Genomic DNA, 14,760 nt, shown 5'->3' on the forward strand with positions numbered 1-14,760 from the left:
CAGAGTTTCCAGCAGATTTGGAAGGCCACATCGGTTTTGTCCGTGCCGGTGGCATGTTGATCAGCAGCCGGCGCCGGCCGCTCGGAATGGCGAGAATGACGCGGTTGATGGCGATCTGCTGGTAGGAGCGGAGCGGCTTGGGGAGACGGGAAGCGGCAGCGCGAGGAAGCGTTGCCACTAGGTTCAGGCCGAGGCAGGCGTGCAGGCGTTGCCCAAGGTGGTCCGGCGAAGGGAAGGATGGAGGTGGGTTTCCTTGTCGGCGAGGAAGTCAAACTCGACGATACCGCGGCCATTGGTGGAACAGAGGAGGTGGCCATCGGTGAGAGTTCTCGGCTCGCAAATCTGGTCGTCCGTCCAGCCACCTCCTCGGAACGATGGTCTCCGGAGACGATACGCCGATCCCCTTATCCGATTCTCGCCCGCCAGACATGTGCCGGCGAGATCTCCGAGTGGTTACAAGACACTCTGATCACCGGTCGCCAGCTGGCCCGGTGGGTGGACGACGGCACGGACTGAACTGGGTGATATGCTGGACGGCACGACGGACAAGCGCGTGACCCGCACTGATTGAAATGTTCAGTTTCACGGTTGTCCCTGAGTTCAGATCTGTTCGAGGCGAGGACTTCCTCAGGAAAGTCGAGACCCACGGATGCCGCTCTTTTGCCCGCGGAGCAGGTTCTCGAACGCCCGTGCTTCTCTCAGCGGACCCAACGAACGGCACCCCACCACGTTACCAGCGCCGTGCCCAACGAGAGGCTTACGCGTTATGCTCGCACAGTCGCCGCTCGACGCAATCCGTGACGCCAGTGCAACCGCGGCGAGCAAGCGCGCTTCAGAGGATGTCGCACGGAACCCACCCCCGCGCTCATCACAGCACCAGGGGGCCGGAACCACGGTTCCGGCCCCCCAAATCTGGTAGCGGGGGCTGGATTTGAACCAGCGACCTTCAGGTTATGAGCCTGACGAGCTACCGGGCTGCTCCACCCCGCAGCCTGCTCTTCACCTCATTCTAACCCGCCCCGGCCGCCCGTCAACCCTTACTTTTTCTTCAGCCACCCCAACCGATCGGCCGTCTGCCGCAGCGTTTCGTGCGGTCCGCTCATCGCCGGCGCAATCTCGTGGCGCACCAGATACTCAAGGTCACCCAGCACACCAAGGATGTCGCCCTTGGCCTTTTCCGCCGCAGCGGGCGCTAGCGCGGCGACCTCGTTCGCGTACTCGGTGGCCATCCGGACGCAGCGCTCCACCACCGCGGGATCCGCGACGTAAATCAGCGACTCCCACAGCCGACGCATTCCCTCGACCCTACGCCCCGCCGCGAGAAGCTTCTCCGCGTCGTCGCGGACCCGCGCCGCCGTCTCCGCACGCTTGGCGCGGATCGCCTCCGGCCGGCGGTAGGGGCCAGTGGTGTAGTCGCCCTCGTAGTCCGGTATTTCGCGGATCCAGATGTTGCGGAACTGCACCGGATTGCCATGGTCCTGCAGCTTGAGCGGCAGTTTGGTCTCATGTTCCTTCGGCTGCGTGCGGCGCCGATGAGTCGAGACGCCTTCGAAGAGCCAGTGATCCTGAACCAGCACGCCATTGTGAAAGACCGTGATCGAGCCGGGACGGACCAGCCGTCCGCCTTCCCACTTCGGCTGATGGAACACGATGTCGTACGTCTGCCATTCCCCGGGTTTGCGGCTCGCATTGACCAGCGGGGGGTTCTCCGCGTAGATCGAGGCGGCCTGGCCGTCCGCGTAGGTGTCATTCTCGTAGCTGTCGAGCACCTGCAGCTCATAGGTGCCCATCAGAAAGACACCGCTGTTGCCTCGCCCCTGCCCCGCGCCTTCGATGGTGGCGGGCGTGCGCCATTCGATGTGAAGCTGGCAGTCGCCGAACGCGCGCTTCGTGCGAATCATCCCCTTGCCCTTGACGACCTCCATCGCACCGTCCACCAGCCGCCAGGGGCAGGGGGAGCCATCCTTGTCGGAAACCCATTCGTCCATGTGGGTGCCGTCGAAGAGGACGATCGCATCGGAGGGGGGCTGGCCGGGAGCAGCGCCGGGGCTGACCACCGGCGGGCGTGGCCGGTTCATGTCATGCACCGCCCACGCGTGGCGGTCATCGGGGGGATCTCCATACAGCGCCGCGAACGAATGCACCGCGAACGTGCACAGAACCGCGCTCCAACACACCGAACGATTCATCGCACACCTCCCGCAGCCGGCCCCGATCAAAGGGGCCCGATGCATCCATCATAGAGGGGGGAGCCCGCCGCGCAAAGTCCGCCGCGCCCGGCTGCTCGGGACAGCGCGTGGGCCCGTGCTGCGAACTGGGCGTCACGGCCGTTCGGTGGCGACCCCTAACCGCATCAGTTCGATCAGCGCGCGGTAGTGGGGATCGCGTTCCAGCAGCACCGCGTGCGGGCCGTCCGCCACGATGCGGCCCTGACGCATCACGAGGATGCGGTCCGCGTCAAGCACGGTACTGAGCCGATGGGCGATCGCCAGAGTGGTGCGGCCGCGCATCAGCCGGCGGATCGCGTCCTGAATGCGCTGTTCAGTGCGGCTGTCCACGTTCGCGGTGGCCTCGTCAAGCACGACGAGCACCGCGGGGTTCGCGAGCACCGCGCGTGCAAGGGCAATCAGCTGCTGTTCGCCGGCGGAGAGTGTGCCGCCGCGCTCGCCCAACGGCGTGTCCAGACCCAGCGGCAACCGCGCGATCAGTTCCTCCGCCCCGACGAAGCGCACGGCCTTCTCAATCTCGCCGCGGGGGGCGCCGGGAACCGCGATCGCGATGTTTTCCGCAACCGTGCCGGAGAAGATGAACGGATCCTGCGGCACCAGTCCGATGCGGCGGCGCAAGTCGGCCAGCCGCAGCTGGCGCAGGTCCTGCCCGTCCAACCGGATCACACCCTCCTGCGGGTCGTAGAAGCGAACCAGCAGTGCCGCTAGCGTGCTCTTGCCGGCGCCGGTCGCGCCCACCACCGCAACGCGCTCGCCCGGGTGCAGCTCGAGATCCACCTCGCGAAGCACCCAGTGGCCGGGTTGGTAGGCAAAACCGACCCGCTCGAACCGGATCGCGCCGCCGCCGACGCTCAGCGGCCGCGGTGCCGGGGGATCAGCGACGCGGATGGTCGCGTCCAACACCTCAGAGAGCCGCTCCGCGGCGACCGCGGCCTGCTGCCAGAGGCCGGCCTTGTCGGCCAGCGCGCTGATCGGCCGGTACAGCTCCCGCACGTATGCGAGGAACGCCGCCAGCACGCCGAGCGAGACGCCGCCCCCGCTCGCCAGGCGCATTGCGCCGCCGACCGCAAGCACCACCGCCAGCGACACCGCCTGCGCGATTTCGAGCACGGGCCAGTAAAGCGTGAACCAGTGCAGCTCGGCGAGGTTCGCGCGGTGCAGTGCGCCGTTGCGCTCGTCGAACTGGCGCAGCGCGCGCGCCTCGCGGTTGAAGAGCTGGATTGTGAACATGCCCGCAATCTGCTCCTGAAGGAGCGAGTTCAGTGCGGAGTGGCGCGCTCGGATCTCGCGGTTCGCGCGGCGAAGCCGCCCGTTCACATAGGCGAGCGCGGCCCAGAGCGGCGGAAGCGAGCCGAGCACCCACGCCGCAAGCCCACCGTGCAGCGCCACCATCGCGACGACCACGCCGGCCAACATCATCACGTCCGCTGCCGCGCCGACGACACCCTCCGTCACAAACCGCTGCACGGACTCCACATCGCTGGTCAGCCGGGTCATCAGCCGGCCCACCGGCGTGCGGTCGAACAACTCGATATCGAGCGCGAGCGCCTTGCGATGCAGGTCGAGGCGCAGGTCGTGCACCACGCGTTGCCCCGCGCGTGCGGTCAGCAGGCTTTCGACGAACCGCAGCCCGAACGCAAGCGCGGCCAGTACCAGAAACGCGGCGCCGTCCCGCAACAGGCCCTGCCAGCGCACGTCGGCGGGAACGGATGTGTCGGTGAGCCAGCGGTCCACCGCGCGGCCAAGAATCCAGGGCAGCGCGTTCACCGCGGCTGACATCGCCAGCAGCAGCCCCACCGAAAGTGCAAGCGCACCTGCGTGTGGCCGCAACCGGCGCGCGAGAGCGCGCAGCACCGGTCCCGCCGGTCGCGCCGCGTCGAGCAGGGGGCCTTCCGCGCTCATGACGCAGCCTCGAGGCCCCGCTCAATGTCCTGCCGCCGCACCAGATCACGGTAGTACGCGCAGCAGGCGAGCAGCTCCTGGTGGGTGCCGGTCGCGGTCACCCGTCCGCCCTCCAACACCACGATCCTGTCCGCCTCGCGCAACGTGGACACCCGGTGGCTGATTACAATCGCGGTGCATCCCGCAAAGACGGGGCGCAGCCGCTGGAGGATCGCCGCCTCGGTTGCCGCGTCCACCGCCGCAAATGGATCGTCGAGCACCAGATAGCGCGGACGGCGCGCGAGAGCGCGACCGAGCGCGGCGCGCCGGCGCTGGCCGCCCGAGAGCGTCACGCCGCGCTCGCCGACCAGCGTCGAATACTGCTGGGGCAGCGCCAGCGCATCGTCGTGCAGGTGCGCGAGCTCCGCCGCAGCCCGGATCCACGCCTCGTCCGGACGGTCGAGCCCAAACGAGAGGTTTCCGGCCAGCGTGTCGGAAAACAATACGGGCTCCTGCGGCACCACGCCGAGCGCCCCGCGCAGCACCGCCAACGGATACTGCCGCAGGTCCCGCCCGCCGATTCGTACCGTGCCCGCCGTCGGATCGCGCGCCCGAGGCAGCAGGGAGACCAGCAGCGACTTCCCCGCGCCGGTGGGGCCGGTGATCCCCACCACTGTGCCGGCCGGGATCCGCAGCGTGATGTCGTCGAGCAGCCGGCGGCCCCCTTCGATCACGCTGACCTGATCAAACTCGATATCCCCCTCCGGCGACGGCGCCAGAGGGTCGGTGTACGGCCCGTCGGCGACGGCAGGTCGTCGCTCAAGCACTTCGCAAATGCGATCCCACGAGGCACGCCCCCGTTGCACAAGGCTCGCGGTCCATCCGATCGCGAGCATCGGCCACTGCATGAAGAGCAGGTACTGCTGGAACTGCACCAGCGCGCCGAGCGTCAGCCGACCGTCGAGCATCATGCGCCCGCCCACCAACAGCAGCGCGAGTGAGCCGACCGCAAAAGAGAATCCGAACAGCGGCCATAGCGGATTCTGGACCCAGCCCAGTCGCAGGTTGCCCCGCACCAGCTCCTGGCTCAGCTCGCTCCATCGCCGCTGCCGTTCCCCTTCCACCGCCAGCGCGCGGATCGTCCGAATGCCGGCCAGGGACTCCTGGCAGAAGTTGCACAGTTCCCCCTGCAGGCGCTGTACCTCCTCGTGGCGCCGCCGAATTCGGCCCAGCATCACAAAAAAAATCAGGATCAGCGGCGGAAACAGTGCCGCCATCACCGCGGCCAGCACCGGCGAGGTCGCGATCATTGCCGCGAACGCCACCACGACCACAGTGACCGAGCGCGCTCCCTGCAGAATGCCCTGGCCAACCAGCTCCCGGACAGTCGCGACATCGGAAGTCAGCCGGGTCATCAAATCGCCAGTCCGCGCATCGCGGTAGAACGCCGGTTCCAGCCGGGTGAGGTGCTGCAGCAAATCCCGGCGCAGGTCGCGCTCGACCTCGTAGCCGATCCGCAGCGGCCAGCGCCGCATCAGCAGCGCACAGCCGGCGCCAGCGGCCGAAACGCCAAGAAACAGCGCGAGCGACCGGCTCAGCGAGCTGCGGTCGACGCGCCCGGCGGCCAGCTCATCCACGATGCGTCGCAACACCGCCGGCGCGGCCACCTGCGCGGCGACCGCCGCCAATACACACACCCCGCTCGCCGCCACCAGCGCGCGGTGGGGGCGCACATATGCCCAGAGACGATGTCGAGAGCCGGCGTCGGTCGCCATCGGATGAACGTGCCGGGATCAGATTGAGAGGCGCCCTGCTGAAGTCAATCCCCGCGCCCGCTCCGCTGGACAGCGGCGCGGCGCGGCGCTAACGTGGCGGGCCTTGATTCCGCGCGACGGCGGGACCGCACGATGAGCCCGGCTCTGCGAGAACGTTTCGAGCTTCGAAGCCGCATCCTCACCGACGCGCTCGGTGAGGTCTGGCACGCGCTCGCGCACGATCCGCCGGGCCCGGTGCGCGTGCGCTTGCTCAACGGGTCCGGGCTCACGACGCCGGAGGTCCGCGGCGCGCTGCTGGAATGCGCCCGGCGCGCCGCCCGCGTCCGCAGTCCCGGTCTGCCCGAGCCGATCGCGGCAGACCTCGACCCGGAGTCCGGCGCGGTCTACCTGGCGACCACCTGGCCGGACGGCGAAACGCTCGGAGCGCGCCTGCGGCGCGAGGGCCGGCTCTCGTTCGCGGAGGGAATCCGCGTCGCGCGGGAGGTCGCCAGCGCGCTGGAGACCACCTGGCGCGCCGAACGCCTTCCGCACGCGCACCTGACCGCGGACCGCATCCACCTCTGGCCGGAGGGCCGCGCAGGAGTGCTGGAGCTCGGCGCGACCGCCGTCGAGGAGCTCGCACGCGCGGGGCTGACGGGAACGATGTTGCGCCTGCTGCGTGCAGCGCCGCATTTTGTGGCGCCGGAGCTGGTGCGTGGCGGTGCGAATTTGGACGCCCGGACCGACATCTACTCGCTCGGTGCCGTCCTTTATTACACCTGGACCGGCAGGCTACCGTTCGGCGACTCGCCCGCGCCCGAGGCGCTCGACAAGCACCTGATGGGGTTCCTCGACGACCCCTGCGAGCTCAATCCGGACCTTCCGCTGGCGGCGGGCTGGATGCTCGAACGTTGGATGAGCCGAAGTCCCGACCGTCGCCCCCCGGAGTGGTCCGCGGCGTTGGCCGACCTGGAAGCGGTCGCGCAGCAGCGGCCACCGGGCGGCGAACGACTTCCCGCCGGCGCCAGCGTGATCCGGCGCGGGGCGCGGCGCGACCCCGAGCTCGCGCAGCGCCTGAATCGGCCCGCCGCACGCCTCCCCCGCCGGCCGCTTCGGACGACCTCCGGCTCCAACGGCACAGCGAAAGTGACGCTGCCCGCACCGCCGCCCTCGGGCCCGGTTCCGGTGGCGCGGTCTGGTGGCGGTGACTTCGCGCGGATCATGACGATCGCACTGCTGCTGGTCGCGGCTGCGGCGTGGTTCGCACGCGATCATCTCCGCGCTCTTTTTCAAGGGCCGCCGACCGTCGCACGGCCTGTGGCGCCACCGGTGGTCCGACCGGCCGCGCCATCCGCGGAGCCCGCGCCGGCCCAGACGCCGTCGGTGACCCTTGAAGAAATCCTGGGCCTGCGGCCGGTCGCGCTGCCCCCGCCGGTGCCGCCATCGCCGCGCAACCACACCAACGCGATTGCGACCGAGCCGCCGCCCGCGCCGGCGGAGGAGAACCCGGCGGCACCGGATCCATTGATGGCCCATCCGGCCTTTCACCGCGCGGCACAGATGTTCAACGAGTCGCTGCAGCTGTTCGGGCAGTACCGGCAGACGGCACGGCCGGAAATTCTGGACCGCGTGGAGCAGCTCGCCGAGGAGGCGGCGCGTATGTTCGAAGAGGTCCAGCGAACCTTCCCCGCCGACCGGCGGCTGCGGCGATACGTCGAGCAGTGTTACGGAATGGTGCGGTACGCGAGGCAGACGCGGCTTTCGGATGGGCATCTCAACGGTGGCGACCGGCGACCGCGGCGCGGCCACCCAACCCCGCCGCGCGCCCCACTGCCGGCGCCCCCCTCGTCCGTCGCGCCGACACCCCCGCGGCTGTCCCCGGCGCAGCCCCCATCGGATGCCCCGCCGAGCCGTCCCCGCGAACCGGCGCTGGCACCCGATTGGAATGCGCCTCTGCGAATCGGCGCAGGTCTCGCTCGGGAACTTTCGGACATTTTGCGAGTCGCCGGGCCGCCCCCCGCCGCCGCCATCCCGTCCCTCCTGCCGGGCGGCGTCCCGTATCTGGAGCCTTTCGATCGTGCCGCCGCCCGCCTCGGCATCCCTCCGCCCTCCGGCAGCGGCACCGACATCACTTTCCCCGGTTTTCCCGCGCGCAGTCTCCGATACTTCGAGTTCAGTGCGCCGCCCAACAGCGGGCCGTTCACAACCGGCCGGTTGATCGTGGACGGTCTCGGTCAGACCGTCGGCATTCAGTGGATGGACGAGCGGCCGGCCGCGCCGATGCTGCCGGAGGAACACTTCTCGCCGAAGTGGAGCATTGCGGACCCGGTCGCGGGCCGCATTCGCGAAAAGTCCTCACACCGGGTCGGTCACCGTGGCCGCTGTACAGACGGCGTGGTCTCAATCGAGACGGAAATCGTGGACCCCACCGCACCGCCGGAGACCCGCTCAATCGCGCGCTATCGCCTCGACCTCGCCGAGCCGCTGGCACGGCTGATCCTCGAGCGCCCGGCGGCCGCACCGTGAGGCGCACGATCCGCACCGCTGGCCGTTGGCGGCTCTCCCGACGTCACGGCTCGCGCTCTGTCTTGTGCGCCGTTAACCTTCGCCCGAGCCAGGGAGAACACGTATGAGATCTCGATCCGGTCTCCGCATCCAGACCGGCCTGCGGGCGCTGGCGATGGCGATGGTGGCCGCAGCGCTCCCCACCATGGCGGCCCCGCCTCTACTGCTCAGCGATGAGTATCCGCGGGTTTTCTTCTTCCGCGCCGCCGAGGGCGCCGCACGCCGGGCCGCCGACTATGAAAGCTGGTCGGCCGAGTTCTCCCGCCTGATGGGCATCATAGGCAAGTGTCTCGACGAGGAGATCGTCGGCCACATGGCACGCAATCCGGAGTTCTTTCGGCGCTTCAAAACGGACCACCCCCGGCAGCTCGTGCTGCTCCATCTCAACGGCAACGCGCGCGATCCTCGATTCGAAACCGCCCACTGGTTCGCCGGCCACTGGGTGTATCGGACGGCCGCGACGATCCTTTCTGACGTGCCCGCCGAGCCGGGCGAAACGACGATCCGCGTGTCCGACGCGTCGCTCTTCCGCGTAAACACCGGCCGGTATCGCACTTCCAACGACGACATTGCGCTCTTCCGAATCGGGCCCGACGGCCGCCACGACTGGGCACACGCGGAGCAGACACAGTTGATCTCGGTGGACACGAAGGCGGGGACCATTCGCGTGCGCCGCGGTTGCTACGGCACGCGGCCGCTCGCGTTCACGGCCGGTTGCGCACGGGCCGCGGCGCACGAAAGCGAGGGGCCGTGGGGGCGCAACAACCATTTGCTTTGGTTCTACAACTACTCCACGCACTGCCCCAGGGACGCCGAGGGCAAAACCGCCGCCGACCGGTTCATCGAGGACATCGCCCGGTGGTTCGCCCCCGGCGGTCCGCTGCACGGCCTCGACGGGCTCGAGTTCGACGTCCTTTTCTCCGACACGCAGGGCGACACCGACGGCGACGGCGTCGCCGACGACGGTATGGTCGGCGGCGTCAATCACTACGGCATCGGGGTATGCGAATTTGCCCGCCGGCTGCGCGAGCGCATGGGGCGCGATTTCCTGCTGATGGCGGACGGCGCACTCGGAGCCGGCGGCAGCCGCTCCCAGCGCGCGATCGGATCGTTCAACGGCATCGAAAGCGAGGGCTGGCCGAACCTCGGCGACTGGGCGTTCAACGACTGGTCCGGCGGACTGCACCGCCATCGCTTCTGGCAGGCTCACGCGCACCCGCCGCCCTTCAGCTACATCAACCACAAGTGGATCGAGCCAGTCGCGGGCCAGCCGGGTGAGACGCGCCACCCTGACGTGCCATTCAGCCGCCATCGTCTGGTTTTCGCGGCTGCGCAGATGGTGGATGCCGCGCTCTGTTACTCGTTCCCACCGCCCCGCCGCGGGCGAGACCGGCAGTACCCGATCTGGGACGAGCTGATCGCCGGCACGGAGTGCACGCTCGGCTGGCTCGGCCGACCGGAGGGTCCTGCGATCGCGCTCGCCACCAACGAAGCGAACATCTGGCCGGCGCGGCCGCCCCGTCCGATCGCGCCCGGTTGCATGGTCGCCGACACGGAACCCGCCGGATGGACGATCTCTCCGTCCGGGACGAACGGCAGCGCCGGCGACGTCGGCTGGCGGTGGGACGAGCTGCCGACCCGCGGGAGCAATCTGGTGATCGTGCTGGAGCTGAGCGGTGCCGCGATGCCGGGGTACCCGGATGCGATGCCGCGGCTCGCCAAAATTTGCACCGGAGCGGCGGAGCTGGAGCTTTCTGACCGTGCGCCGGACGGCGTCACGGTGCGCCGGCGCGACGACACGGCTGAGCGGCCAGCGGAACCGGCCAGCGGTGCGTTCGCGCGCCGGCTACCGCGCGCCGGCGACGGCACCAACGTCTGGCCCGCAATCCTCTCCCATCCGCCCTTCCGCGACCGCGCAGGGGCGGTCATCTGGCATCGTGACGTGGAGCTGCCAGATACGCCCCGCCCGGAACTTCGATGGCGAACGATGCTCAGCGCCACCGGTGCGCAGAAGTCCGACGGGGTGATCGCGCGCGTGGAGCTTGCGGAACTGCGGGACGGTTCGGTGGGAGAGCCGCGCGTTCTCTTTGAGGAGACCGTGCGGCATCATGGCTGGGCACCACGCAGCGTGCCGCTGGCGGAGTGGCGGGGGCGCCGCGTGCGCCTGCGCTTCGTCACGGATTGCGGCCCTCGCGACCACGCGGTCGCCGACCAGCTCTACTGGGGCGATGTCCGCGTGCTCGACGAGCGCGCCGGCCGCACACCGCCGCAGCGCTGGCACCTCTGGGTGAGCCGCACCCCCTTTCTCTCGACGCTGTATGTCCGGCACATCGGCAGCGGGACGCTGTCGCTGCAATTGCGCGTGGAAGGTGGCGCGGCGGTGACGGTCCATTCGCTGCGCGCGCATCCTGCACCGGACGTGATGGTGCGCGTGTTCGAGCGCGGGCTGGTGCTCGCGAATCCCGCGACACATCCGGTGACGGTGGACCTCGCCACGCTCAGCCCCGGCCGAAGCTACCAGCGCCTGAAGGGCTCCGCCGGCCAGGACCGCACCGTGAACAACGGCCGTCCGGTCGGGCGCAGCGTCACGCTCGGACCGCTGGACGGGCTGTTCCTGCAGCGCGTCGAGGCCGGCGCGGCCGCACCGGCGCCTTGACAGGCCACCGGCAGCGCGACAGCATCCTGCCGCGAACCCGTCCGCCAGGAAGGAGATCCGTTGCGATGGTTGATACCTCCTCAACTTGGGCGCTCTCGCCGGACCGGCTGTTCGACCCCGATCCCGCCCAGCGCGCGCTGGCCCGGGCGTTCTACTCGCGCGTTGCGGCGCTACCGATCGTCAGTCCGCACGGCCACGTCGATCCGCGCCTGTTCGCGGATCCGGACGCAAGGTTCGGCTCACCCGCCGACCTGCTCATCATCCCGGACCACTACGTCTTCCGCATGCTGTATTCGCAGGGCGTCCGGCTAGAGGATCTCGGCGTGCCGCGGCGCGACGGCCGGCCGGTCGAAACCGATCACCGCCGCATCTGGCAGCGGTTCGCGGAGCATTTCCACCTGTTCCGCGGCACACCGTCGGGCCTGTGGCTGCAGCACGAACTGACCGAGGTGTTTGGCGTACGCCAGCCGCTCAACGGACGCACTGCGCAGTCGATCTACGATCAGATTGACGACGCGCTGCGCCGACCGGAGTTTCGCCCCCGCGCACTGTTCGAGCGCTTCAACATCGAAGTGCTCTGCACCACCGATGCGGCCAGCGATCCGCTCGCGGCCCATCAGGCGATCCGCGCCTCCGGCTGGAGCGGCCAGATCCGCCCCACCTTTCGACCCGATGCGGTGACCAATCTGCTCACGCCGGACTGGCCCGCGCAGATCGCTGCGCTCGGCGCCGCCGCGAATCGCGACATTTCGAGCTACCGCGACTTCCTCGAGGTGCTGCGCGAGCGGCGCGCGTACTTCCGCCGCATGGGTGCGACCGCGACCGACCACGGCGTCACCGAGCCGTACACCGAGCGCCTCTCCGCGGAGGAGGCGGCGACAATCTTCGAGAGGGCGCTGCGCGGACGGGCGGATCCCGAGGACGCCCGCCGGTTCACCGGCCACATGCTCATCGAAATGGCCCGTATGAGCCTCGACGACGGCCTGGTGATGCAAATCCACGCCGGCGTCTTCCGCAACCACAACCCCGCGCTCTTCGCGGAGTTCGGAGCCGACAAGGGCGCCGACATTCCACTGCCCTGCGACTTTGTGCGGGGGCTGAAGCCGCTGCTCGACGAGGTCGGCCGGGAGCCGGGCCTCACGATGATTCTGTTCACGATGGACGAAACCACCTACGCGCGCGAGCTCGCACCGCTGGCGGGCCACTATCCCGCGCTCCGGCTGGGCCCGCCGTGGTGGTTCCACGACAGCTACAACGGCATGCGCCGCTACTTCGATCAGGTGCTCGAGACCGCCGGGCTCTACAACACCGCCGGCTTCAACGACGACACGCGCGCATTCCCCTCCATTCCCGCGCGGCACGACGTCTGGCGGCGCGCCTCGTGCAACTGGCTGGCCGATCGGGTCGTTCGCGGCATCCTCCGCGAGGACGACGCCGCGGAGATGGCGGTCGAGATGGCCGTCGGGCTGGCGCGCCGCGCCTACCGGCTGCCCGACCCACGGGCCGCCGGCGGTTGACCCGACCACGGACAGCGTCGTTCAATGACCCGACGGAGGTCCACATGAGCTCTGATCCGCTGTTTTCGGTCGAGGGCAAGGTCGCGGTGCTGACGGGAGCCGGAGGTGTGCTCGTCGGCCGCATGGCGTTGGAGCTGGCACGCCGCGGGGCCACGGTGGTGGTGATGGACCGCGTTGTCGACGCCGCGCAGGCGATCGTCGAGTCCATCCGCGCCGGCGGCGGCCGCGCGGAGCCGATCATCGCGGACGTGCTCGATCGCGCGAGCCTGTTGGATGCGCTGGGCTGCGTCGAGGAGTCATACGGCCGCTGCGACATCCTCGTCAACGGTGCCGGTGGCAACCGCAAGGAGGCGACCGCGTCGCCGGAGCTGGAGTTTTTCGATCTGCCGCTCGAAGCACTGCGGTTCGTGATCGACCTGAACCTGATGGGCACGATCCTGCCCTCACAGGTGTTTGGCCGGTTGATGGCGCGGCAGAAGTCGGGGGTGATTTTGAACATTTCCTCGATGAACTCGTTCCGGCCGCTCACGCGCATCGTCGGCTACTCCGCCGCGAAGGCGGCGATCAACAACTTCACGCAGTGGCTCGCGGTGCACATGGCGAAGAACTACTCGCCGGCGATTCGAGTGAACGCGATCGCACCGGGCTTTTTCGAGACCAAACAGAACCGGTTTCTGCTGCGCGACGAAGCGACCGGCGAGCTGACCCCGCGCGGTCGCACCATTGTGGAGCACACCCCGATGGGGCGGTTCGGCGTGCCGGAAGACCTGCTCGGCACGCTGCTGTGGCTGGTCTCACCGGCCTCGGAGTTCGTCACCGGCGTCGTCGTGCCGGTGGACGGCGGCTTTTCGGCGTATAGTGGGGTATGAACGCGGCGCGCGAACCGGTGACCGGCCTCGGGTGTGTGGACCGGCTGTTGAGCGAGGCGGACGTGGCCGCGGTACTGGACCGCGCGCTGGAGCCGCTGCCCCTGGACGGCGCCCGCCTGACGGTGCTGATCCCCGACGGTACCCGCAGCGCGCCCATGCCGATGATGTTCCGGCTGTTGAACGAACGGCTCGCGCCGCGCGCGCGGCAGGTTCGTTACTTGATTGCGCTCGGCACCCACACGCCCATGCCGGAACCGGCCATCGAGCGCCTGGTGGGCGTCCCCGCCGACGAGCGCGCACACCGCTGGCCGAACGTCGAGGTGCACAACCACTTCTGGGAGAATCCCGCCACGTTCGTCGAGGTCGGCCGGCTGACGGCCGACGAGGTCGAGCAGATCAGCGAGGGGCGGTTGCGACTCGAGGTGCCGGTGCGCGTGAACCGGCTCGCGGTGGAATGCGACCACGTGCTGATCTGCGGCCCGGTGTTTCCGCACGAGGTGGTCGGCTTCTCCGGCGGCAGCAAGTACTTCTTCCCCGGCATCGGCGGGCCGGAGGTGATCAACTTCACCCACTGGCTCGGCGCACTGATCACCTGCCGACGCATCATCGGCACGAAGAAGACGCCCGTTCGCGAGGCGATCGAGCGGGCCGCCGCGCGGATCCCCACCCCCCGGACCGCGATCTGCATGGTCGTGCTCGGCGACGGACTCGCGGGCCTCTGGGCGGGTGAGAGCCGCGCCGCCTGGTCCGCCGCCGCGGACCTCTCCGCGCAGCTCCACATCCGTTGGATGCCGCATCCGTTCCATACGGTGCTCTCGGTGATGCCGGAGATGTACGACGACCTCTGGACTGGCGCGAAGGGCATGTACAAGCTCGAACCGGTCGTCGCCGACGGGGGCGAGCTGATCATCTACGCGCCGCACATCACCGAGATCTCGTACACCCACGGCCGGATTCTCGATGAAATCGGCTACCACGTGCGCGACTACTTCCTGAAACAGTGGGACCAGTTCTCGCACTTCCCCTGGGGCGTGCTCGCTCACTCCACCCATCTGCGCGGCGAGGGGACGTTCGAAAACGGCGTCGAGCGCCCTCGCATCCGCGTCACGCTCGCCACCGGTATCCCTGAAGCGCGCTGCCGGCGGGTGGGGCTGGGCTGGCGCGATCCCGCCACGATCCGGCCGGAGGACTTCGCCGGGCGCGAGGCAGAGGGCGTGCTGCTGGTGCCACACGCCGGCGAACACCTCTACCGGCTGGAGTCGGAGCGCGCCGTGGCGGGCGCCGGCTGAC

General features: G+C 69.3%; 9 protein-coding genes and 1 tRNA gene. 6 read left to right on the top strand and 4 right to left on the bottom strand.

Annotated features, from left to right (window positions below; genetic code table 11):
* Nucleotides 1-237 precede the first annotated feature (237 nt).
* On the top strand, nucleotides 238-516 hold the full coding sequence (locus N2652_02240) for a hypothetical protein (GenBank protein MCX7818020.1): 279 nt from the start codon (nucleotides 238-240) through the stop codon (nucleotides 514-516).
* A gap of 397 nt (nucleotides 517-913) precedes the next feature.
* Here N2652_02240 and N2652_02245 read toward each other — a convergent pair.
* The 4 genes from N2652_02245 to N2652_02260 all read right to left on the bottom strand — a co-directional run bounded on the left by N2652_02245 (nucleotide 914) and on the right by N2652_02260 (nucleotide 5,884).
* A tRNA-Met gene (locus tag N2652_02245) sits at nucleotides 914-990 on the bottom strand.
* Nucleotides 991-1,037: 47 nt separating this feature from the next.
* Nucleotides 1,038-2,189 (bottom strand): DUF1080 domain-containing protein, encoded by a 1,152-nt coding sequence (locus N2652_02250; GenBank protein ID MCX7818021.1) that lies wholly within the window; start codon nucleotides 2,187-2,189, stop codon nucleotides 1,038-1,040.
* Nucleotides 2,190-2,321: 132 nt separating this feature from the next.
* The gene (locus N2652_02255) at nucleotides 2,322-4,130 is read right to left on the bottom strand and encodes an ABC transporter ATP-binding protein/permease (GenBank protein ID MCX7818022.1); all 1,809 of its coding nucleotides are present in this window, start codon (nucleotides 4,128-4,130) and stop codon (nucleotides 2,322-2,324) included.
* The gene (locus N2652_02260; GenBank protein ID MCX7818023.1) at nucleotides 4,127-5,884 is read right to left on the bottom strand and encodes an ABC transporter ATP-binding protein/permease; all 1,758 of its coding nucleotides are present in this window, start codon (nucleotides 5,882-5,884) and stop codon (nucleotides 4,127-4,129) included. The genes N2652_02255 and N2652_02260 overlap by 4 nt, the downstream gene beginning before the upstream one ends.
* 132 nt (nucleotides 5,885-6,016) lie before the next feature.
* Between N2652_02260 and N2652_02265 the strand changes: the two genes are divergently transcribed.
* From N2652_02265 to N2652_02285, 5 genes are all read left to right on the top strand, one after another.
* On the top strand, nucleotides 6,017-8,389 hold the full coding sequence (locus tag N2652_02265; GenBank protein MCX7818024.1) for a hypothetical protein: 2,373 nt from the start codon (nucleotides 6,017-6,019) through the stop codon (nucleotides 8,387-8,389).
* Between the two features lie 103 nt (nucleotides 8,390-8,492).
* Entirely contained in the window at nucleotides 8,493-11,084 is a 2,592-nt protein-coding gene (locus tag N2652_02270) for a hypothetical protein (protein ID MCX7818025.1), read from the top strand.
* A 65-nt stretch (nucleotides 11,085-11,149) separates the two neighbouring features.
* Complete coding sequence (gene uxaC / locus N2652_02275) at nucleotides 11,150-12,601, top strand: glucuronate isomerase (GenBank protein MCX7818026.1); 1,452 nt, start codon at nucleotides 11,150-11,152, stop codon at nucleotides 12,599-12,601.
* Between the two features lie 44 nt (nucleotides 12,602-12,645).
* Nucleotides 12,646-13,470, top strand: a complete 825-nt coding sequence (locus tag N2652_02280; GenBank protein MCX7818027.1) for an SDR family oxidoreductase — start codon at nucleotides 12,646-12,648, stop codon at nucleotides 13,468-13,470.
* Nucleotides 13,467-14,759 (top strand): lactate racemase domain-containing protein, encoded by a 1,293-nt coding sequence (locus N2652_02285; GenBank protein MCX7818028.1) that lies wholly within the window; start codon nucleotides 13,467-13,469, stop codon nucleotides 14,757-14,759. Before N2652_02280 ends, N2652_02285 begins: the two co-directional genes overlap by 4 nt.
* The last annotated feature ends 1 nt before the right edge of the window (nucleotide 14,760 follow it).

This window comes from Kiritimatiellia bacterium (genome assembly GCA_026417735.1).
Taxonomy (GTDB): Bacteria; Verrucomicrobiota; Kiritimatiellia; order PWTM01; family PWTM01; genus CAACVY01.